This is a genomic window from Enterocloster citroniae, assembly GCF_040545455.1.
GTDB lineage: Bacteria > Bacillota > Clostridia > Lachnospirales > Lachnospiraceae > Enterocloster > Enterocloster citroniae.
In genome coordinates, this window is sequence record NZ_JBEPLZ010000005.1 from 143,304 (window position 1) to 162,653 (window position 19,350).

A 19,350-nucleotide genomic window follows, 5' to 3' on the forward strand; every position below is an offset into this window, starting at 1 on the left:
TATGTGATGCAGCCGGATCAGCCTATGGTCTTGGCTTCCCGCATTCACTGCAGAACTTGCCCGTATTGGTGGTGCCGCAGCTGCAGGTCCATCCCCCCGCCGGTCTTGGACTTCCGCACTCGCCGCAGAATTTGCCTGTATTGGCAGTGCCGCAGTTGGTGCAGTACCAGCTGTCCGGCCCACTGTGAGCGCCTGAAGCCGTGCTTCCCATGGGCTGTGCTCCCGCGGCCGGAGTTCCCATGGCCGGAGTTCCCATGGCCGGAGTTCCCATGGCCTGGGCTCCCGCTCCCTGGTTTCCCATGGACTGGCCGCCGCCATTTCCCTGCATCTGCCCGGCCTGGTTCATCTGCATCTGCTGCATATTGGTGTTGGATGCAGCTCCCATAAAGCCGCCTCCGGTCTGCATGCCAAATCCCATGCCCATGAAGCCTGCCAGGGAACCTGCGGAATTGCCTCCCGCGTTCTTTAGCCCCTCAGCAATGGTGCTCTGCACATATCCCTCGCGGATGCCCGGGTCCCCCATCATGGCGCCCTTGTTCCTTAAGTTGATCAGGTTCTGGGACTCCTCATCATAGGTGATGCTGGCAATGCCCACGGCCTGAATCTCCATGCCCCTGAGCTTGTTCCACTCCTCATCCAGGGTGTCCGCCATATACCGTCCCAGCTCCCTGCTCTTGGAGGTCACAAAGGAAATTCTGGTGCCGTCCGCGGACATCTGGTTTACCGATGTCTGGAATGCCTCCAGGAACTCGGACAGATACTGCTCATTCACGGAATCGATCTCCACCTTGTCCGCATTCTTGGGGATCACCTCAGCGTAAAACTTAAGCGGGTCCGTCACCTTGATGGAATAAGTCCCATGAGCCCGCAAAAACAGCTCCGCATTGTAGAAGTTGTCAAAATAATTGATCGGATTGCGGGTGCCGAACTTGATCCCCTTGATCTCCTGGAGATTGATATAATAAACCTTCTGAGCCCCGGGTGTTATGCCGCCAAACCGGATCCTGTTAAAGGATTCCTTTAATGCCTCCCCAAACTGGCCGTTAAACATGGAGGGCGCGGATGAGTGGTCAATGGTGTAGTAACCCTCCTCCGCAGTATAGTCCACCACCTTGCCTCCGTCCACCAGCATCATAAACTGGTTCGGATACACGTGGATCACGGATCCGTTGGACACAAGGTCGGAGGATCCCTTTGTGTTGGATCCCTTTCCCCTGCGCACCTGTACCCCGCGCACAAAGACGGTCTTGTCTCCCATATCATCAGGTTCCACGGCCTCCAGCCATTGGTCTGCCAGAGCTCCCCCTATTGCGGATGTAACTGCTTTAATAATTCCCATGATTTACCCCTTTCTTGCCATTCTTACGCCTGCGCTTTACAGGCTCTACGCACCTGACCGCTATATAGATCATCAGGATCGCCAGCGCCAGCTGGATCAGGATACTCACCATAATCCAATTGTCCGTTATAAAATTTGTGGTCGTCATGCCAAAATAGCTTCTTATTTTGGTCAGCGGCGCGCTTCCCCCCACCTGGCCGTTGAGAATGGCCAAAAAGGTGGCCGCCGGGTTCAGAAGCAAAAGATAAAATGCTCCGCCGGAAGTGGCCTTTACCGCGTTTTCCCCAAATCCGTATGCCGCCACGGAGTTATTGATATTCATGGAGGAAAGGGACAGGGTGAATTTGTTGATAAAGTAAGTCCCGGCCACCACGGCTACCAGTACCCCGTAGGTTACCACCGTGGATATGGTGGAGCGCTTAAACAGCGCTGAGAAGCAAAGCCCCACGCTGCCTGCAAAAAAGGCCACTGTGATGTAGCACAAAAGCAGGGAAACCGCATCTCCCCAGGTGATGCCCCCGTACACAAACACCATGGCCACTGCCGGGAAGCTGGATACGATCAGGAGCAGAAGGGTGCTGAGTGCACTCATCAGTTTTCCTATCACCACCTGGAACGCAGTCATCTGGGTGGTCAGCATCAGCTCCAGGGTCTGGCGTTCCCGCTCCCCGCTGATACTGGAGGCGGTCACGGCCGGCACAATGAACATCAGCAGTATAAATTCAATGGTGGTCACAAACTCATACATATCCATAAAGCTGCTGTACTGAATGGCAGCCGTTGTCCTGACCTGGGCCACGGCAGAATACATATTAAGAAGTGTTACCAGGGACAGGATACCGTTAAACAAAAGAATGATCACAGGAAGCCTCACGCTTCTGGAATTCACCTTCATCTCACGGCTAAAAACCGGATTCCGCATCATATGACACCACCACCTTTTCTTCTTCATGTTCTGTCAGCTGCATGAACACTGACTCCAGACTGCCCTTTTCCCTGGTAAACCCATTGACCAGCACATCACTGTCAATGAGCTGCTGGAGCAGCAGGGCCTCATCCTGGGCATCCCCGCTAAAGCGCACACAGATATCCTGTTCCCGGAGGGAAATGGTCTGTACGCAGGGATGGCTCTTGAGAATGGACAGGGCCTTTTCCAGGTTGCTGAAAACCGTTATCACCAGCGGGTTGGATGTGTTGACCCTGGAAAGGATATCGTCAATGTTCCCCTCCAGCACCATCCTGCCCTGGTCTATGATCCCAATATCCGTACACAGCTCCGACAATTCCGACAGCACGTGGGAGCTGATGACAATGGTCTTGCCGGACTCCTGCAGCTCCTTTAATATTTCCTTGAATTCAAACCTGGTCCTTGGGTCCAGACCCGAGGTAGGCTCGTCCAGTATCAGTATGGACGGATCGTGGATCAGGGCCCTTGCCAGGCACAGCCTCTGCTTCATGCCCCGCGAAAGACCGTCCACATAAAAATCCAGCTTATCCTCCAGGCCCACCTGCTCCAGCAGGGCCGTATACCGTTTTCTGGCCACAAGCCCGTCCAGGTGGTGGCAGGAGGCAAAAAATTCCATGTATTCCGACACTGTAAGGTTGTCGTAGACCCCGAAAAAATCCGGCACATATCCGATCCTGGCCTTCAGGTCCTTAAGGTCCCTTAAGGCATTGATCCCGTCTATGGTGATCTTGCCCTCATCTGCCGTGAGCAGGCCTGCCATGATCTTAATGGTAGTGGTCTTTCCGGCACCATTGGGCCCCACAAATCCGTACAGGGCACCTGAGGATACATTCATGTCCAGGCCGCTTAGGGCATGGTACTTACCGTATATCTTATGTAATCCTTTGATCTCCAGCATTATTTACTCCTCCCTGTAACGGTCAGCACGGGCAGCATGATATTCCAGGTATAGTCACCGGTCGCGTCATATACATATTTTACAGTCAGCGTATTGCCTGGTGATAAATAGGGCTCCAGATCCTCCCTGACATATTCTGTGACATTTGTATCAAAGGAATCATAGCTTCCCGTGTTGTAATTATAGAAATACATGTTTCCGCTGAAGGGCACCGTGTAATAATACCGCATGCTCTTGGCAACCTCATCACTGAGATGATAGAAGTTCAGTTTTTCCACCTCTATATTATTCCCCAGATAGTATTCCAGCATAACAGGCGACATTCCATACATGGTATTATTCTGCGCGTAGTATTCTCCGGACAGCACATTGGGCTGCTTCTGCATGGCGGACTGGTAGATCATCCCATCCTTCTCATAATTCACATCAATGGATGAGGTGAGCAGGGTGGAACCATATGTCTCATACCCTGATGATTTTAAAAATCCAGTCTCGTCCTTATCCTTGCTGAACGCCACCACCCTGGCCTCGGAATGATATCCGGACAGATAGTTGCTCATATAGAAGGAGAGCAGGTTGGTCCTTTCCAGCGCCCCCACATAGGCGGCATCCCCAATATCCTTATCCTCTTTATACCTGGAAGCCCCGGTGATCTGCTCCGCCATGGCATAACCGAAATTGGTGGCCCCATATACCATCTTCATATCATCCAGGTCCAGGGTCTCACCCGGATCCATATGGCCCACATACATCATCTGGTTGTACAGGAGGATGGCTACATTTTCCACTTCCTTGCTGTAATTATTAGTAAGGGTACCTGTCACCTTGCCGTCAAAGCAGTTGATATCCCCTGTGAACCCCACTCCCTCCTGATTGGAGGTGTGCTTTTCCATCATAAAGAATTTGGAGTTGAACGCCCCTACATTATCGGCTTTGATGCTGGTCCCGTCCTTGCCGTAATGGATGGTGATGGCGGGCGGCTCCTCCCCTGTGAACTTGGGGACAGGCGTCATGTTGTAGTAGACATTTCCCGTAAGGGGATAAAGGGTGTAATCCTGGTTCAGATTGACAAAATACGGCTTATTATAAGGCGCCCTCATATTGATAAAGGTGGTCTCCGACACGCCCTCACTGTCCGCGTCCTGAATGGAGGCATAGGTGAAAAACGGGCCCGTGAACCTGGTGGTCATTCCCATGAGAAGGACCATTCCCGTACAGCACAGGGAGAGGATCCCCACGGAAGGCATGTAATAGCGCAGCATTCCCCGGTGTTTCATGAAAAAGTAGAGGCCCGGCCCGGCCAGGACCACATAGGCCACTGCCAGGGTCACATACAGCCCCACCTTTGGAAGTTTGGTAAGGTTTCCTGTATTGATCAGGGACTGTACAGACCAGTACTGGTTATAGTTGCCCCCGTCCATGGCGCTGCTCAGGCTGTTGATCCGGCTCTCTCCCAGCAGGGTGGCAAAGAGATTGTCTATATAGGAGATATTCTGCTGGCAAAACTCCCCGATATCCGCGAAGTCATACATGGATACGGCAACGATCCCCTTTCCCGCAGAAACGGAGGAGAGCACGGACAGTTCATCGCTGGAAAGCACCTCGCTGCCGCCCTTTAACAGCACATCCGTACAAGTGAGGGGAATGGAAGCGCCTTCCGGCCCATCCACCGCATACTCCACCCCCATATTGATCACATACTGGTCGGGCTGCGGCACCGGCTCCTCCAGTATATCGCCTGCAAAGGCCCTAAGAGTCTCACTTCCCCTGGCCCCTGTTCCTATGAGCAGTACGCCCCCCTTCTGCACCCAGTCCCATACGGCCTGGATCTGCTGGCCGGAAAGCCTGCCTGTATCAAAGTCAGATATAAGAAGCACGTCCAGCTGGTCCAGCCCCAGTTCGCTGGAAGGCAGGGTGGCGGCAGTCATTTCAATGGACCTGGTGCGCAGGGTGCTGTAATTGATCCCCACCCCATTGAGATACAGAAGCTTTTCAGGATCATCGCTGAGAACACCGATAAAAAGCTCCGCCGTATCCATGTTCAGGTTCAGCTTCAGCCGTTTCTGCCCCACCTGGTTCCCGCTCTCATCCAGCAGGCGGACATACATCTGATCCACCCTGGCCCCCAGGGAGACGCTGAGCATCTCCGTGACGCTGCCCGAGGCAGGTATCTCCACCGGATACTCATACCGGTATACATCATAGTCCAGATCCATACTGTATCCCTGAAGATCGCTTTCCATGGCCAGTACACACAGGGTTCCCGTAAATGCCCGGTCCGCAGTATTTTTAAGGTCCACCCTAAGGGGCAGGAAACGTCCGCTCTTAGCAATGTTCTTATACCCGTACACCACATCCATGGTAATGGGGGAGGCTGTAAGCCCCTCCTCCGGCAGCGTATCCTGGGGCGCTTCCCGGTCCGCTTCCCGGGCCGTGTCCTTGGCCGTGTCCCGGCCCATGTCCTGAGCCGTTTCCCCTGCGGCCCCAAAAGCCTGTACGGTCATGGCCGCTGCCAGAATTAAGCCAAAAAGGGAGCTTTTCAGCACCCTTTTTATATTCCTTGGAAATATCCTCATGTTACAAGTCCTCATTGTACTCTCCCGGGGCGTGTCTCATCATTTATTCCCACAATCCTTACGCCCGAATATCAGTTAATCGTTCCAAAGTTCTCTTTGTTAATATCAAAATGTACCTGCAGCTTCACAGTGAACACGGTTCCGTTAAGATCACTGGCCACCTGGATGGTGCCGCCGTGCATGTCCACGATCTCCTTTGCAATGGCAAGGCCCAGGCCCGTACCTCCCGTGGTGCTGGAACGGGACTGCTCCACCCGGTAAAATTTGTTAAATATAAGGGGCAGCTCATCCGGCGGGATCACATAACCGTAGTTAGTAACGGACACGGTCACCAATTCATCATCCGCATGCAGCTTTACCAGCACGCGCTTTCCGTCCGCCCCATACTTAATGGCATTGCCGATCAGGTTGTCAAACAGCCTGGCCAGCAGATTTCCGTCCGCGGTGATGATTTTGGCCGGAACATTGCTCTGAAGGTCATAGGAAAGGTTCTTTTCCACAAAGTTAGGATAAGCCTCCTCCAAAAGCTGTCCCAGCAGCTTCACCACGTCCAGCTGAGCCACATGCATGGAAATCTTCCCATAGTTCAGCTTTGTGAATCCGAACAGGTCCTCGATCAGTTTTTCCAGGCGCCTTGCCTTGCCGTATGCGATCTCTATGTATTTGTGCTGCATGTCCGCCGGTATCCTGGTATTGCCGGCCAGCAGTTCCAGGTATCCGATAATGGAGGTCAGCGGAGTCCTGAGATCATGGGCCACATTGGTGATCAGCTCATTCTTGGTCCTCTCCGACTCCCTCTCCTTATCCATAAGTCCCTTGATATCTTCCACCATCTTGTTCAGGTTAGCTGCCATGCTGGAAAACTCATCATCTCCGATCACATCAATGGTGGTGTTTAAATTCCCTTCGGAAATGCTCTGCACCGCATCTGAAATCTTACTGATATACCGTATATAGGGTTCCTGAAGGATCATAAATGTTACGGCAAACAGCGCCAGGCCAAAGATCACATAGACCAGCACCACAGCCACATGATAGTCCAGTACTGCCTGAATCAGGCCGTTCATCCGCCCTGATTCCTCCATGTACCTGGCGATCATGGAAACATTGGTCACCAGAAATATTTCCACCAGACAGGAAATAATGGCACTGTATATGATATTGGTAATGACCCGCGTGTGATATCGCCTGCTCATGTCACTTTTCAATTTTGTATCCTACTCCCCATACAGTGGTAATGATCTTATTCTGTCTGGTGTCTTCCTTCATCTTGCCCCTCAGGCGTCTGATATGTACCATTACCGTGTTGTTGGCTTCATATACCTTCTCATTCCAAACACGCTCAAAGATCTCATCCGTACTGAATACCTTTCCGGGATTGGATGCCAGAAGGTACAGAATATCAAATTCAATGGGAGTGAGCTTAATCTCCTCATCATCCACCACCACCTTGTGATTGTCCTTGTTGATGATCATTCCCTTGATGGTGATCTCATTATTGGTCTTGTCCTGGGCCGCGCTGTTGGGATTTAGCTGTGTATAGCGGCGCAGATGGGATTTGACCCTGGCGGTCAGCTCCAGGGGATTAAAAGGCTTCACCACATAATCGTCCGCCCCTGTTCCCAGTCCCAGTATCTTATCCAGATCCGTGGACTTGGCGCTGAGCATGATGATGGGAATATTATTGGTCTCCCTGATCTTCTTGCACATCTCAAGTCCGTTCATTCCCGGCATCATGATATCCAAAAGCACCAGATGGATGTCCTCCTTTGTAAGGATCTCCAGTCCCTTGGCAGCATTTTCCGCCTTAAACACTTTATAGCCATCGCTGACAAGATAAATTTCAATCAGATCCGCAATCTCTTTTTCATCATCTACAACCAAGATATTAATATCGGGCATGATATCCCCTCCTCTTACGTTAACTTATATGTATGCCATGCAGCGCTTATTTTATGCCGCATTGAACCTTAATACCTATTCTAACATAATACATCAAGGTTTTCCTTACTTTTTTCTTGAAATATTGTGGGAATTTCTGTTACAATGAATGGTTCTTTCCTCATATACCAAAAGCAGGATACTGTGGTATAATACCGGTATCATAAATATTTCAGTAAAGTGTACGCATTTGTGTTCGGCTGACAAAAAACCAGCCGCAAAGACAGGTGACGGGAAAACTCCGGGAGTACACGAAACTGGCAGGAGGTGGAAGCCATTAAGATCACAACATTAATGGATAATCTCATGGGCGGACGCAAGGACTTTACGGCGGAGCACGGGTTATCCCTCTATGTAGAAACAGGACATACGCGCATCCTATTTGACTTTGGAGCAGGCGCGCACACATTTGAGAATGGACAAAAAATAAAAATACGGCCAGACAGGATCGATTTTGCCGTGTGCAGCCATGGACATTACGACCATGGAGGAGGGTACAGGGAATTTGTTAAAAACGGACTTCAATGCCCTTTGGTGACGGGAAAAGGATTTTTTACAGAAAAGTATGCTGTCAGCGGCATCAAGTCAGCCTATCTGGGACCCGGATTTGACCAGGAGTTCCTCACGGAAAACCACATTACTCATATGGAATGCCATGGCCTTACCCCCCTTGCACCCGGCTGCTGGGTCATGGGTGATATACGGCGCACCTATGAGTTTGAGTCCGTCCCCGGCAGGTTCGTGCTCCGGGAGCAGGACGCCTGGGTACAGGACAAGTTTTGTGATGAGATCTGCCTGATCATTGAGGAACAGGGGGAGCTGGTGGTGATCGTGGGCTGCAGCCACCCGGGAATCCTGAACATCCTTACCACGGTAAAGGAACATTTTTCACAGCCCATCAAGGCGGTGATCGGGGGAACCCACCTCATGGAAGCGGACGAAGCACGGATCCGTCAGACAGTGGAGATAATGAAGGACATGGGGATCCGTCTTCTGGGATTCAACCACTGCTCCGGAGAACTCTTCAGAAACATGATGGAACAGGAGGAGACTCTCTCCACCGTGTATCTGGGGGCTGGCGACTGCCTGTTCCTGACGTAGGGATACCCTCAGTGGACAAGGAGACTGATGTTTCCTGTTATTTTAAAAGCCATTGGAAGCATAGCACAAACAGCGCTTCCAATGGCTTTTAATAGGTGTGTTACCTTAATATAGTTTTTCCAGTAATTTGTGGTTGTTTAATTCCTTTGGCGGCATGATTGCCTTTCTGTCTATTTTTGAATTTATATTCAAAGGAAATGCATCTAACTGGATCAGGCAGGTGGGGACCATGTAGTACGGGATCTTCTCTTTCATCCGTTCTTTTATGGCCTTCACATCCAGTTTCTTATCCGCGGTAAAATATCCGCAGAGGATATTGCATCCGCCCTGATCGGTAAATGCCTTCACTACCGCTTCCTTCACTTCCCCGCACTCCATGATTGCTGTCTCCACAGCGCCTGCTTCCACCCGAAATCCCCTGATCTTAAACATATTATCCATTCGACAGACATATTGAAGATTTCCGTCCGGAAGTTCCATAAGGATGTCATTGGTCTTAAAAACCCGCTCATATCCCTTTTCCCGGGTAAAGGGATTCTCTGTATAATGAGTGCGTGTCATCTCCGGCAGCCCGTAATACCCACGGCTTACCTGATTGCCTGAAAGCCATAATTCCCCGGGTTCTCCGGGACATACTGCATTTCCGTCCTCTCCCATCAGGTACCCCTTAAGGCCAGGGTTCAGCCGTCCCACAGGGTATATGGCTTTTCCTCCTCCGTCCCTGATCTCATAGTGGGCGATCATGGAACACATCTCCGAGGCGCCATAGACATTAAATATCCTAAAATGCGCCCTGCTGATATCTAGGTTGCGCACCGGCTCACTGCCTACCAGCAGGAGACGTAAGGGTATATCCTCCAGATCCATGGACAGCAGTTTCCTAGCCATATGGGGCGGAAGAAAGGTGATATTGATCCTGTGCCGCCGGTAGAACCGGGCCAGTTCCACAATATTCTTCCGGATACTTCCCGGAATAATATAATTCGCCGCCCCCACAGCCAGGGTGGAAAAAAGGTCGCTGACAGCTGCCACGAATCCAAATCCCGGAAACACCCCGAACCGTTCCTTCTCCGTTGTCTCAAACAGTTGGAGGTTATACACAGAAGCCATTACATTTTTATGCTCCAGCATGACGCCCTTTGGCCTTGAGGTGGAACCTGAGGTATAGATCAGCAGGGCCAGGCAGTCCCGCTCCGAATAATTTATCTCCGGAAGGGTAATTTCCCTGTCTATCTCCTCCCACCACCGGCCGTCTATGAGAATCCGGCAATGGCACTCCAGTATAATATTCTCACTCCTTTCCTTTGGATATGCCCTATCCAGATACACATACACACAGCCTGCTTTCCAGATACCAATGATACTGGCTATGGTTTCCGCCGTTCTTCCCGTACTAACTGCTATAATTTCCTCTTTCTCCACATTGCTTTGTAACAGACAATGGGCAACTGAATTGGACCACCTTAAAAGTTCTTCGTAGGTGACAGTCCTCCCATCCGCATAAACGGCCGTTCTGTCAGGATACCGTTTCACCGTATCCAAAAATATCTCACAGAAGGTTTTATGCTCCATTACCTCATCCCTGTGTGTCTTTAAGTATTCAGCTCTATTTTCTTCATCAAATAATTTTTTCATCCGCAAACGCTTCCGCCATCATGGGAACTATCTCATACAGGTCTCCAACCAGGCCGTAATCAGCCACTTCAAAAATAGGAGCTCTCGAGTTCTTATTGATCGCTATAATGATATCAGAGGATTGCATTCCTGCCAAGTGCTGTATTGCTCCGGATATGCCGCATGCGACATATAGTTTCGGTTTTACCGTGGTTCCGGTCTGGCCAACCTGGTGCGAGTGGTCGATCCATCCTGCATCCACCGCTGCCCTTGATGCGCCGACCACGCCGCCCATGGCATCCGCCAACTTTTTAATTACTGCAAATCCCTCCGCATTGCCGAGGCCGCGGCCGCCGGATACGATCACATCCGCATCAGTGAGGGACACCATCTCTTTGGCGCTTTTTACAATTTCCAGAACCTGGGTTCTGATATCGGACGCTTCCAGTTTGACATCCACATTTATGATCTCGCCCTGGCGGCTGTCATCCGGTTCCAGCTTCTGCATTACGCCCGGGCGCACCGTGGACATCTGAGGACGGTGTTCCGGACAGATAATGGTGGCCATCAGGTTGCCGCCAAATGCAGGACGGGTCTGCATGATCTTCTTGTCCTGGGGATCAATGGACAATCCGGTACAGTCAGCCGTCAGGCCAGTGTTAGCCTTGGCTGCGATTCTGGGGGCCAGGTCGCGGCCGATATGGGTAGCACCATAGAGTACGATTTCCGGCCGATATGTACCGATGGCATCGGTGATCACCTTTGTATAGGCATCGGTGGTAAAATTCTCAAGAAGCGGATGATCCGCCACATACACCTTATCTGCTCCGTAACGGATTAACTCCCGGGCCAGGCAGCCTACATCCTTTCCAAGCAAAACCGCACATACGTCCGTTCCGATGTCTTTAGCCAGCTTCCTTCCCTCGCCCAAAAGCTCCTTTACCACAGGAGTAATCACTCCCTGCCTCTGCTCTGCAAATATCCAAACATTTTTGTATTGACTTAAGTCCATGTTTTACCTCCTGTGTTTACTTAAATAATATGTTTTTCTTTCAGGCTGTCCATAAGCGCGGCCACCTGTTCCTTTGGGCTTCCGCCAAGCACCACGCCTGCTCCCTTTGGCTCCGGAGTAAAGGAACGGAATACTCTTGTTGGAGATGCTTTTAACCCCACCTTGTCCTGGGTAATATCCACATCATTAAAGCCCCATACGGTTATCTCTTTTTCGTAGGCTTCATAGATTCCCTTCATGGTCATATATCTTGGTTTATTCAGTTCTTTTACCGCGGTAAGAAAACACGGTGTCTCTACACGGATCACCTCATATCCGTCTTCCATCTGCCGCTGCACAACCACCGCGCCGTTCTCCAGCCTGAAATCCTGCACATAGGTAACCTGGGGAATATCCAGCTTTTCTGATATCTGCGGTCCCACCTGGGCCGTGTCACCATCAATGGCTTGGCGTCCGCCAAAAATAATGTCATAATCTCCGATCTTTTTAATGGCCGCGGAGATGGCGTTGGACGTGGCCCATGTATCGGAACCTCCAAACTCCCTGCCGCTTAAAAGGATCGCCTCGTCCGCACCCATGGCCAGACATTCCCGCAGCATAACCTCTGCCTGGGGCGGTCCCATGGAAATGACGGTCACTGTCACGTCTTTATATGTATCTTTTAACTTCAGCGCTTCCTCCAGCGCATTGGCATCGTCCGGATTCAGTATACTCTCCACGCCGTCACGGATCAGAGTCCCTTTTACAGGGTCAATTTTCACTTCGTTTGTATTTGGAACCTGCTTTGCGCAAACTACTATCTTCATTACGTATCCTCCTCATCCTATATTTTCATTACTTTCCAAGAACATGATTTGCAATTACCACCCTCTGGATTTCCGATGTACCTTCATAAATTGCCACAAGCCTTGCATCACGGAACATGCGCTCGATGGGGTAATCCTTCATATAGCCATATCCGCCGTGAAGCTGCAGGGAACGGTACGCGATATTGTTGCACAGATCGCCGCAGTAATATTTTGCCATGGCCGCGTTCTTGGAATAGGGCTTTCCGGCGTCCTTTAATTCCGCCGCGTGGTAAACCAGCTGTCTTCCGCACTCCACCTTTGTTGCCATGTCCGCGATCTCAAACTGTGTATTCTGAAGCTTAGAGATGGGTTTGCCGAACTGTACCCTCTCTTTTACATATTTTACCGCCTCATCCAGGGCGCCCTGGGCAATTCCAAGGCCCTGGGTGGCAACGGTGATACGCCCGGAATCCAGGGTGGCCATACAGATCTTGAAGCCCTGGCCTTCGGATGCCAGAAGATTTTCCTTGGGCACGCGCACATTTTCAAAAATCAGGTCGCAGGTAGGAGAACCGTGCATACCCATCTTGTTTTCCACCGCGCCCCTGGAGAATCCCTCCCAGGCCGATTCCACGATAAAGGCGCTGATTCCCTTTACGCCTCTGGCATTTACATCCGTCTTGGCGAAAACAGTCACAAAATCACAGCAGGGACCATTGGTGATAAAACATTTACGCCCGTTTAAGATATAATAGTCTCCATCCGTTTCCGCCGTGGTCGTGATTGCCGCCGTGTCGGACCCGGCCCCCGGCTCCGTGATGGCAAATGCGCCGATCAGCTTTCCCTCCGCCATTCCGCGCAGATATTTCTGCTTCTGGGCTTCATTGCCGAACATCATGAGCGATCCGCCGGATAAAGAGTTTGGCATAAGCTGTGTGGATGCGCTGGCATCTACTTTTGTAAACTCTTCCGTCACAATGGTAGCGGATACGGTATCCCCGCCGCATCCCCCGTATTCCTTTGGAATTACAATTGCGTGGAATCCACAGTCAATAATTTTCCTGCGCAGTTCTTCCGGATACTCCCCTGTCTCATCGATCTGTGCCGCCATGGGTGCAATTTCGTTTTCCGCAAACTCTCTCGCCAGTTTTCTAATCATTTCATGTTTTTTGCTGAACATTCCCATTCCTCCTGCATCATTATTTTTATTCATGCTTACTCTTTGTCCATGATTTTCTTCAGTCCACCCCAGTTTTCATTGAAAATATCGGCCGGCATCTGTTCCAGATTCTCGCTGATCAGCGGACAGAAATCCATCTGCTCCAAAATATCCTTCTGAAGGTCTACGCCGGGAGCGATCTCTGTGAGCAGCAGCCCTTCGCCGGTCAACTCAAAAACGCACCGCTCCGTCACATACATGATCTTTTTTCCCTGGGCCAGGGACGCCTCGCCGTTAAAAGAAATCTGTTCAATCTCATTAACAAATTTCCTGGAATTGCCTTCCTTTATCACCTTGATATGGCCGTTGCTTATCTCATAGGCCGGACCTTCGCCCTTGTGCAGCCCTCCGGTAAAGGTAGCCGCAAACACCACCTTGCTGGCGCCCCCTGCCACGTTTAGGAAACCGCCCACGCCCAGGCCTTCACCGTTTCTCTTACTCACATTCACATTGCCGTTTGGCCCTACCTGAAGCACACCCAGTACGCCCAGATCCAGTGCGCCGCCATCGTACATATCAAACTCATCCGCCATCTCAATGGTGGCCTCCGCATTCCAGCAGCACCCGAAATCATGGCCGCTGGCCGGCACTCCGCCGATGCCTCCGGACTCGGTTGTAAGAGTAATGTATTCGCCGCAGCCTTCCTCCGCCGCAACCGAGGATACCGCCTCAGGTATGCCCACTCCCAGGTTCACAATGGCACCCTTGGTCAGCTCCATGGCCGCACGTCTGGCAATCACCTTTCTGGCGCTCAACTTTTCAGACGGGATGGCATCCAGAGGCACCCGGATCTCCCCTGAAAATACGGGATTATAGTAAGTCTTGGAGGTCTGCCAGTGGTATTCCGGCTTGGATACAAACACATAATCCACTAATATGCCGGGTACGGTCACATCCCTTGGCTTGATGCTTCCGGCTTCCACAATATTCTCAACCTGACAGATCACGATTCCTCCGCATGCCCTGGCAGCTTCGGCCGCTGACAACTGTCCCAGCTTATATCCTTCCTTATAACAGGAAATGTTTCCCTTTGTATCTGCAACCGTGCCTCGGATCAGTGTCACATCCAGTTTGGGAAGCTTATACCAAAGCCACTCTTCCCCGCCAAGTTCCACCAGTTCCACCAGCCGTTCTGCATTTTTTGCCTTTTCGTTCATGCATCCCGCATCCACCCTGGGATCCATCATGCTCTTTAAACCAATTTTTGTGATAACCCCCGGCGTATGAGCCGCAATATGACGGCACATCACAGACATAACACCTTGTGGAAAATTATATATTTCACCTTTGTTGTCACGGCTGAATTCCGTCATGGCAGGTCCGCACCCGTTCAGGTGGCCGCCGACCCCCCGTTTTAAGAATCCTTCATGGGCCGCGTGAGCAAGCCCCCTGTCTCCACGGTTTCCGGTAGCCGACTGCCAGTACATGGTAAGGTTCCTTGGATGCCCTGTATCCAAAAAACTCTTTTCCAATTCCACCAGCGCTTCCTCTGCAAATCCGCCTAGAGTAATACCTGTATACATAATGGTATCTCCATCCTTTATCAGCCTGCTCACTTCTTCTGAACGTATAATCTTCATAGCACTGCATCCTTTCTTCGTAATAATATGAACCTGCTCTATTTAGGAGCAATTTCGGTGCCAACCGTATCTGTCCGGCTGACGGATATAAAAAAGACAGAAATCAGGCAAGAGTTTCCGTTGTCCTGTTTCTGTCTCATAAAATTCTTCACAAAAATATACAGTCCAATTACAAAAGTGTATATTTTATATACATTTATTTTAATCCATATTTTTCCATTTTTTCATAGAAAGACCGGCGGGAGAGACCAAGTTCATTTATTGCCATGCTTTTATTTCCGTTGTTCCGTTTCAGGGAATTTTTGATCATACTCTTCTCCAATTCTTCCACTGCATCCTTTAGCTTTCGCGGACATTCGTCTCCCTGCTCATCCGGACATTCGTCCCCCCGCAGGTACTGGGGAAAATCCTTTATCTCCAGCATATTGCCGGTTTTAACGATCATTGCATATTCTATCACGTTCTGCAACTCCCTCACATTACCGGGCCAGTCATATTCCTCCAGCACACGGATGGAGCCGGGTGTGAGATCCGTACTTTCATCCCCACCGTTTCGGGTGATAAAGTAGCGAACAAGAGGCATGATATCTTCTCTGCGGCTGCGCAGGGGCGGTATATGGATCGGCACAACGTGAAGGCGGTAGTAAAGGTCGCTTCGGAATTCATTTTTCTCCACCATTTCCTCCAGATTCCGGTTGGTCGCGGCGATCACCCGCACATCCAGCTTAATGGTCTTGGTTCCGCCCACCCGTTCCAGTTCCTTTTCCTGGAGTACACGGAGGAGCTTGGACTGCATGGTCAGGCTCATATCGCCGATCTCATCCAGAAGAATGGTGCCCTTGTTGGCAAGCTCAAACTTTCCCAGCTTGCCGCCCTTTCTGGCCCCGGTAAACGCTCCCTCCTCATAGCCGAACAGCTCGCTCTCCAGAAGATTCTCAGGAATGGAAGCACAGTTTACCTTGACCATGGGCTGTTCCTTCCGATTGCTGGCACTGTGGATACACTTGGCCATTACTTCCTTACCGACACCGCTTTCCCCCTGTATCAAAATGGTACAATTGGTATTGGCTACCTTGGCAGCCAGACTCAGTGTCTTTTTCAGTTCCTTGTTCAGACTGATATAGGACTGGAATGAGATAGGAAGCTCCGATGCCTCCAGCTGTGAAGCCAGATACTGGACCATCTCTTTTGTCTTCTGGAGCTTTCTGGTCAGTTCCACTACCTGTGTCACATCCTTGAATATGGCGCAGGCTCCCACCTTCTCCTTCTTCTGATTATACAGCGGAAACGCAAGGCCCACGGAATCTATCTTCAGGGATTTGATATATTCCACCTTATTTTCTTCCTGGCTCCCGCCCTCCTCCATCACCCTTATAAGCTTTGCCTGGGGTTCAATATCATAGAGGTTTCTGCCCAACAGCTTCTCGGGCTTTACCCCCATCCGCTCGGCATAAAACCGGTTGATATAAACCACAGTACCCTTATAGTCGATGACAATGATCGCATTATCGGCATTTTCCAGGATGTCCAGTAAGATGTCCACATCCCACTCCTTAAAATATTCTGTCGTGATCAGCCTTGATTTCAGTGACATAATTGTTTTCTCCTGATGTACATCCATCTCAATATATTGTTAAATTTTTACCATCTAGTTTATAGTATACCGATTTTTTTGTGCAAATTCAACACTTTTTTCAATAAGGATGTCAAAGGGCATATAAAAACGGAAGACAAACCTGACACGTCACCCGTTCAAACTTGCCTTCCGTATTAGTAAGACTCTTTTCCCACCTTACTTTCTTCCGTTGCAGTTATACAATCCCAAACTGTGCAATCACAGCCAGACATAGGGCCACAATCAGCGGTATCACAACCGAGCATACGCCCATTGGTCGGTAACCCACGCGGTGGGGAAGCTTGGCCTGAGTCAGTTCATTGATGATGGTTCCGTTACTTGGCAGGGAATCCAGACCGCCGGAACAAATCGTTGCAATTCTATGTACCACCTCCGGATTCATGGCAAGACCGCCTGCGGACACCGGACCGATAAAACGGTCTGCCAGCGCATTGAGGGCAATGGTGAGGCCTCCGGCCGAAGAACCTGCCACACCGGCTGCAATATTGACCGCCACTACAACCTGGAATTCTCCCGGTCCCGGAATCTTGCCCAGACCGCCGCAGATAATGGCGAATCCGCTGGTAGCTCCTACTACGGACCCGAACGCAATAACCATGGACGCGGTACAGACAGAGTTGATGGACTGCATGGCGCCCCGCTTAAATGTCTCAATCTTGGTTGCCAGTCTCCTCCAATACATGGCATAGCCCACAATAATGCCAAAGGTCGCAGCAATATAAACCGGCTGTTTGAATACATTCAGAGTTACGATCAATACGATGGAGGGGATCAGGCAGGTTATAATGTTCATTTCCTGAAAATCCTCGTCCGCCACCTTTAGCTGCACCTTGGCAATCTCAGCGCCGGTGGGCAGAAATCCTTCGTGGTTCTTCTCCACCTGTGAAATCTCCCATTTAAAATAAATACCTGCCAGGAAAATGGCGATCAGACAGCCGATAATTCCCAGTGTGGGGGCCGCCATTGCATTGGTCCCCAGGGCCTCTCCTGCAATTACGTTATTGACGGACGGAGAACCGGGCGCCATGGTGAGGGCGAGAACGCCTGCTCCCAGAATGTTGACGCCGTAAAGTCTCCACGGCACATCCAGCTCCTCGAACATTTCCTTGGCAACCGCGATCACGGTAAAAAATGCTACGAATACGCTGACTCCGCCGTACCCCAGGATAAAGGACAATGCTGCCAGTGACCACAAGGCCATAAGCTTTTCTTTTCCCGGAAACTTTCTGGCAATCCGGCCAAACTTTAATCCGATGGATTTGGCCGCTCCGCTGTCACCCATCATGGCTCCGAATATGGCTCCTGTAAACATGGTGAGGAAATATTTCTGGATAAATCCTGCCATGCCTTCCATATAGGCGCCGCTCATGCCCGTGGCAATATCCATGCCGCTGGTAATCAGTACCAGAATCGACACCAATGGTGCAACGATTACTGCCGGGATACCTTTGTAGCATGTGTAGATCAATAACGCTACCGCCAGAAGAATACCTATAATACTTACCATCTAATGAACCCCCTTGTCTTGTGAAAGTACGCAAACAGTATCCTGCGGTTTCCCGTGCGATAGAAACAAGCAATGATTCTATTTTGCCATACCATCGTTAATTATTCAACAATATAAAGAGCAAGAAAACTGCCAACTTTTCATTATCTTAAAATTTCTTTTAAAAACGTGTTTATCTGTACCCTGGTTCTGAATTTTCTTATTTCCTGTGTCTACTTATTAAACATTTTGCTTCCGTCACAGTTCCCTTTCTATACACTTTCTATACACTTTCTATTCATTTTTAAGTTCCCCTCCAAACAAAAGAAGACTGCCAGGGCAGTCTCACCTGTCCATAGCAGTCTCAAACAAACCATATTGCATTTTCCGTTAATTACATGTCGTCCCCATATCTGCCGCTATATAAGCTCCAGTTACAATGCTGGATGCATCCGATGCCAGGAATAAAGCTACCGCAGCGATCTCCCAAACCTCGCCCAGACGTTTTAACGCTGTCTTTGCCAGTATCTGCTCCTTTACTCTTGGAATTGCCAGAGGAACCGAATTGATCGCTGTGGGCACATATCCCGGGCAAATGGCGTTGGCTGTAATCCCATAACGCCCCCACTCCATTGCCTCTGTTTTAGAAAGACTAATCACACCGGATTTGGATGCACAGTAAGCCGCGATGTTCTTGGTTCCCACCAGACCGCCTGCGGAGGAAATATTGATCACCCTTCCCTTGATCTCCTTTTCGATCATAACCTTGGCAGCCTCTGCTCCACAGATAAATACGCCCTTTAAATCCGTATCCACTACCTCATCCCACTCATCATCGGACATCTCCACAATTCGTTTAGTGATGCCGATGCCTGCATTACATACCATAATGTCCAGCTTTCCAAAGGTTTCCACGGTTTTGGCTACCATGGCCTGTACTTCCTGGCGGTTTCGTACATCCGCTTTAAAGGGTATGGTGGTTCCACCCATAACATTGATCTCATCGGAAATCTTCTTACAGTCTTCCTCATCCAGACCATTGATCACAACCTTAGCCCCATAAGCGCAGAACGCCACCGCCATACCATACCCCAGCCCGGTGGTGCTTCCCGTGATGACTGCAACCTTTCCTGTCAGATCAAATATCGGAATGTCAAATGGTGTGTTCTTCATTTCAATCATAATCATATCTC

15 protein-coding genes are annotated in these 19,350 nt (G+C 50.3%); 1 reads left to right on the forward strand and 14 read right to left on the reverse strand.

The genetic code is table 11. The features are described 5' to 3' along the window. Positions 1 to 22: 22 nt before the first annotated feature. From ABID13_RS08445 to ABID13_RS08470, 6 genes are all read right to left on the reverse strand, one after another. Positions 23 to 1,339: an SPFH domain-containing protein gene (locus tag ABID13_RS08445; protein WP_048929084.1), complete on the reverse strand. Its 1,317-nt coding sequence runs from the start codon at positions 1,337 to 1,339 to the stop codon at positions 23 to 25. Beyond that, positions 1,326 to 2,264 (reverse strand): ABC transporter permease, encoded by a 939-nt coding sequence (locus tag ABID13_RS08450; RefSeq protein ID WP_007861902.1) that lies wholly within the window; start codon positions 2,262 to 2,264, stop codon positions 1,326 to 1,328. Before ABID13_RS08450 ends, ABID13_RS08445 begins: the two co-directional genes overlap by 14 nt. Next, positions 2,242 to 3,204 (reverse strand): ABC transporter ATP-binding protein, encoded by a 963-nt coding sequence (locus tag ABID13_RS08455; protein ID WP_007861904.1) that lies wholly within the window; start codon positions 3,202 to 3,204, stop codon positions 2,242 to 2,244. Before ABID13_RS08455 ends, ABID13_RS08450 begins: the two co-directional genes overlap by 23 nt. After that, positions 3,204 to 5,780, reverse strand: a complete 2,577-nt coding sequence (locus ABID13_RS08460; protein WP_040416009.1) for a DUF8725 domain-containing protein — start codon at positions 5,778 to 5,780, stop codon at positions 3,204 to 3,206. Before ABID13_RS08460 ends, ABID13_RS08455 begins: the two co-directional genes overlap by 1 nt. A 71-nt stretch (positions 5,781 to 5,851) precedes the next feature. Further along, positions 5,852 to 6,988, reverse strand: a complete 1,137-nt coding sequence (locus tag ABID13_RS08465; protein WP_007861908.1) for a sensor histidine kinase — start codon at positions 6,986 to 6,988, stop codon at positions 5,852 to 5,854. Next, the gene (locus tag ABID13_RS08470) at positions 6,978 to 7,682 is read right to left on the reverse strand and encodes a response regulator transcription factor (RefSeq protein WP_007861910.1); all 705 of its coding nucleotides are present in this window, start codon (positions 7,680 to 7,682) and stop codon (positions 6,978 to 6,980) included. Before ABID13_RS08470 ends, ABID13_RS08465 begins: the two co-directional genes overlap by 11 nt. Positions 7,683 to 8,027: 345 nt before the next feature. Here ABID13_RS08470 and ABID13_RS08475 point away from each other — a divergent pair, with 345 nt between their 5' ends. Continuing rightward, the gene (locus tag ABID13_RS08475) at positions 8,028 to 8,822 is read left to right on the forward strand and encodes an MBL fold metallo-hydrolase (RefSeq protein ID WP_082173792.1); all 795 of its coding nucleotides are present in this window, start codon (positions 8,028 to 8,030) and stop codon (positions 8,820 to 8,822) included. Positions 8,823 to 8,927: 105 nt separating this feature from the next. Here the strand turns inward: ABID13_RS08475 and ABID13_RS08480 are convergent, their stop codons facing one another. From ABID13_RS08480 to ABID13_RS08515, 8 genes are all read right to left on the reverse strand, one after another. Further along, positions 8,928 to 10,457 carry an amino acid adenylation domain-containing protein gene (locus ABID13_RS08480; RefSeq protein ID WP_048929086.1) on the reverse strand — a complete coding sequence of 510 codons (1,530 nt, stop codon included), beginning with the start codon at positions 10,455 to 10,457 and terminating at the stop codon, positions 8,928 to 8,930. Next, positions 10,441 to 11,448 (reverse strand): electron transfer flavoprotein subunit alpha/FixB family protein, encoded by a 1,008-nt coding sequence (locus tag ABID13_RS08485; RefSeq protein ID WP_048929087.1) that lies wholly within the window; start codon positions 11,446 to 11,448, stop codon positions 10,441 to 10,443. The genes ABID13_RS08480 and ABID13_RS08485 overlap by 17 nt, the downstream gene beginning before the upstream one ends. Positions 11,449 to 11,468: 20 nt before the next feature. Continuing rightward, positions 11,469 to 12,254: an electron transfer flavoprotein subunit beta gene (etfB, locus tag ABID13_RS08490; protein WP_048929088.1), complete on the reverse strand. Its 786-nt coding sequence runs from the start codon at positions 12,252 to 12,254 to the stop codon at positions 11,469 to 11,471. A gap of 28 nt (positions 12,255 to 12,282) precedes the next feature. Then, on the reverse strand, positions 12,283 to 13,416 hold the full coding sequence (locus ABID13_RS08495; RefSeq protein WP_048929254.1) for an acyl-CoA dehydrogenase family protein: 1,134 nt from the start codon (positions 13,414 to 13,416) through the stop codon (positions 12,283 to 12,285). Positions 13,417 to 13,451: 35 nt separating this feature from the next. After that, positions 13,452 to 15,035: an acyl CoA:acetate/3-ketoacid CoA transferase gene (locus tag ABID13_RS08500; protein WP_048929089.1), complete on the reverse strand. Its 1,584-nt coding sequence runs from the start codon at positions 15,033 to 15,035 to the stop codon at positions 13,452 to 13,454. A 196-nt stretch (positions 15,036 to 15,231) separates the two neighbouring features. Beyond that, entirely contained in the window at positions 15,232 to 16,629 is a 1,398-nt protein-coding gene (locus ABID13_RS08505) for a sigma-54 interaction domain-containing protein (protein WP_156200004.1), read from the reverse strand. Positions 16,630 to 16,846: 217 nt separating this feature from the next. Then, positions 16,847 to 18,178 (reverse strand): GntP family permease, encoded by a 1,332-nt coding sequence (locus ABID13_RS08510; RefSeq protein ID WP_048929090.1) that lies wholly within the window; start codon positions 18,176 to 18,178, stop codon positions 16,847 to 16,849. A gap of 369 nt (positions 18,179 to 18,547) precedes the next feature. After that, the gene (locus ABID13_RS08515; protein WP_227162100.1) at positions 18,548 to 19,339 is read right to left on the reverse strand and encodes an SDR family NAD(P)-dependent oxidoreductase; all 792 of its coding nucleotides are present in this window, start codon (positions 19,337 to 19,339) and stop codon (positions 18,548 to 18,550) included. Positions 19,340 to 19,350 lie beyond the last annotated feature (11 nt).

Bases quoted from the DNA above. Each gene is read 5' to 3' on its own strand.
- ABID13_RS08500 (WP_048929089.1), bottom strand. From the start codon at position 15,035: ATGAAGATTATACGTTCAGAAGAAGTGAGCAGGCTGATAAAGGATGGA.
- ABID13_RS08450 (WP_007861902.1), bottom strand. From the start codon at position 2,264: ATGATGCGGAATCCGGTTTTTAGCCGTGAGATGAAGGTGAATTCCAGA.
- ABID13_RS08470 (WP_007861910.1), bottom strand. From the start codon at position 7,682: ATGCCCGATATTAATATCTTGGTTGTAGATGATGAAAAAGAGATTGCG.
- ABID13_RS08510 (WP_048929090.1), bottom strand. From the start codon at position 18,178: ATGGTAAGTATTATAGGTATTCTTCTGGCGGTAGCGTTATTGATCTAC.
- ABID13_RS08495 (WP_048929254.1), bottom strand. From the start codon at position 13,416: ATGTTCAGCAAAAAACATGAAATGATTAGAAAACTGGCGAGAGAGTTT.
- ABID13_RS08505 (WP_156200004.1), bottom strand. From the start codon at position 16,629: ATGTCACTGAAATCAAGGCTGATCACGACAGAATATTTTAAGGAGTGG.
- ABID13_RS08480 (WP_048929086.1), bottom strand. From the start codon at position 10,457: ATGAAAAAATTATTTGATGAAGAAAATAGAGCTGAATACTTAAAGACA.
- etfB (WP_048929088.1), bottom strand. From the start codon at position 12,254: ATGAAGATAGTAGTTTGCGCAAAGCAGGTTCCAAATACAAACGAAGTG.
- ABID13_RS08485 (WP_048929087.1), bottom strand. From the start codon at position 11,448: ATGGACTTAAGTCAATACAAAAATGTTTGGATATTTGCAGAGCAGAGG.
- ABID13_RS08455 (WP_007861904.1), bottom strand. From the start codon at position 3,204: ATGCTGGAGATCAAAGGATTACATAAGATATACGGTAAGTACCATGCC.
- ABID13_RS08445 (WP_048929084.1), bottom strand. From the start codon at position 1,339: ATGGGAATTATTAAAGCAGTTACATCCGCAATAGGGGGAGCTCTGGCA.
- ABID13_RS08460 (WP_040416009.1), bottom strand. From the start codon at position 5,780: ATGAGGATATTTCCAAGGAATATAAAAAGGGTGCTGAAAAGCTCCCTT.
- ABID13_RS08475 (WP_082173792.1), top strand. From the start codon at position 8,028: ATGGGCGGACGCAAGGACTTTACGGCGGAGCACGGGTTATCCCTCTAT.
- ABID13_RS08515 (WP_227162100.1), bottom strand. From the start codon at position 19,339: ATGATTGAAATGAAGAACACACCATTTGACATTCCGATATTTGATCTG.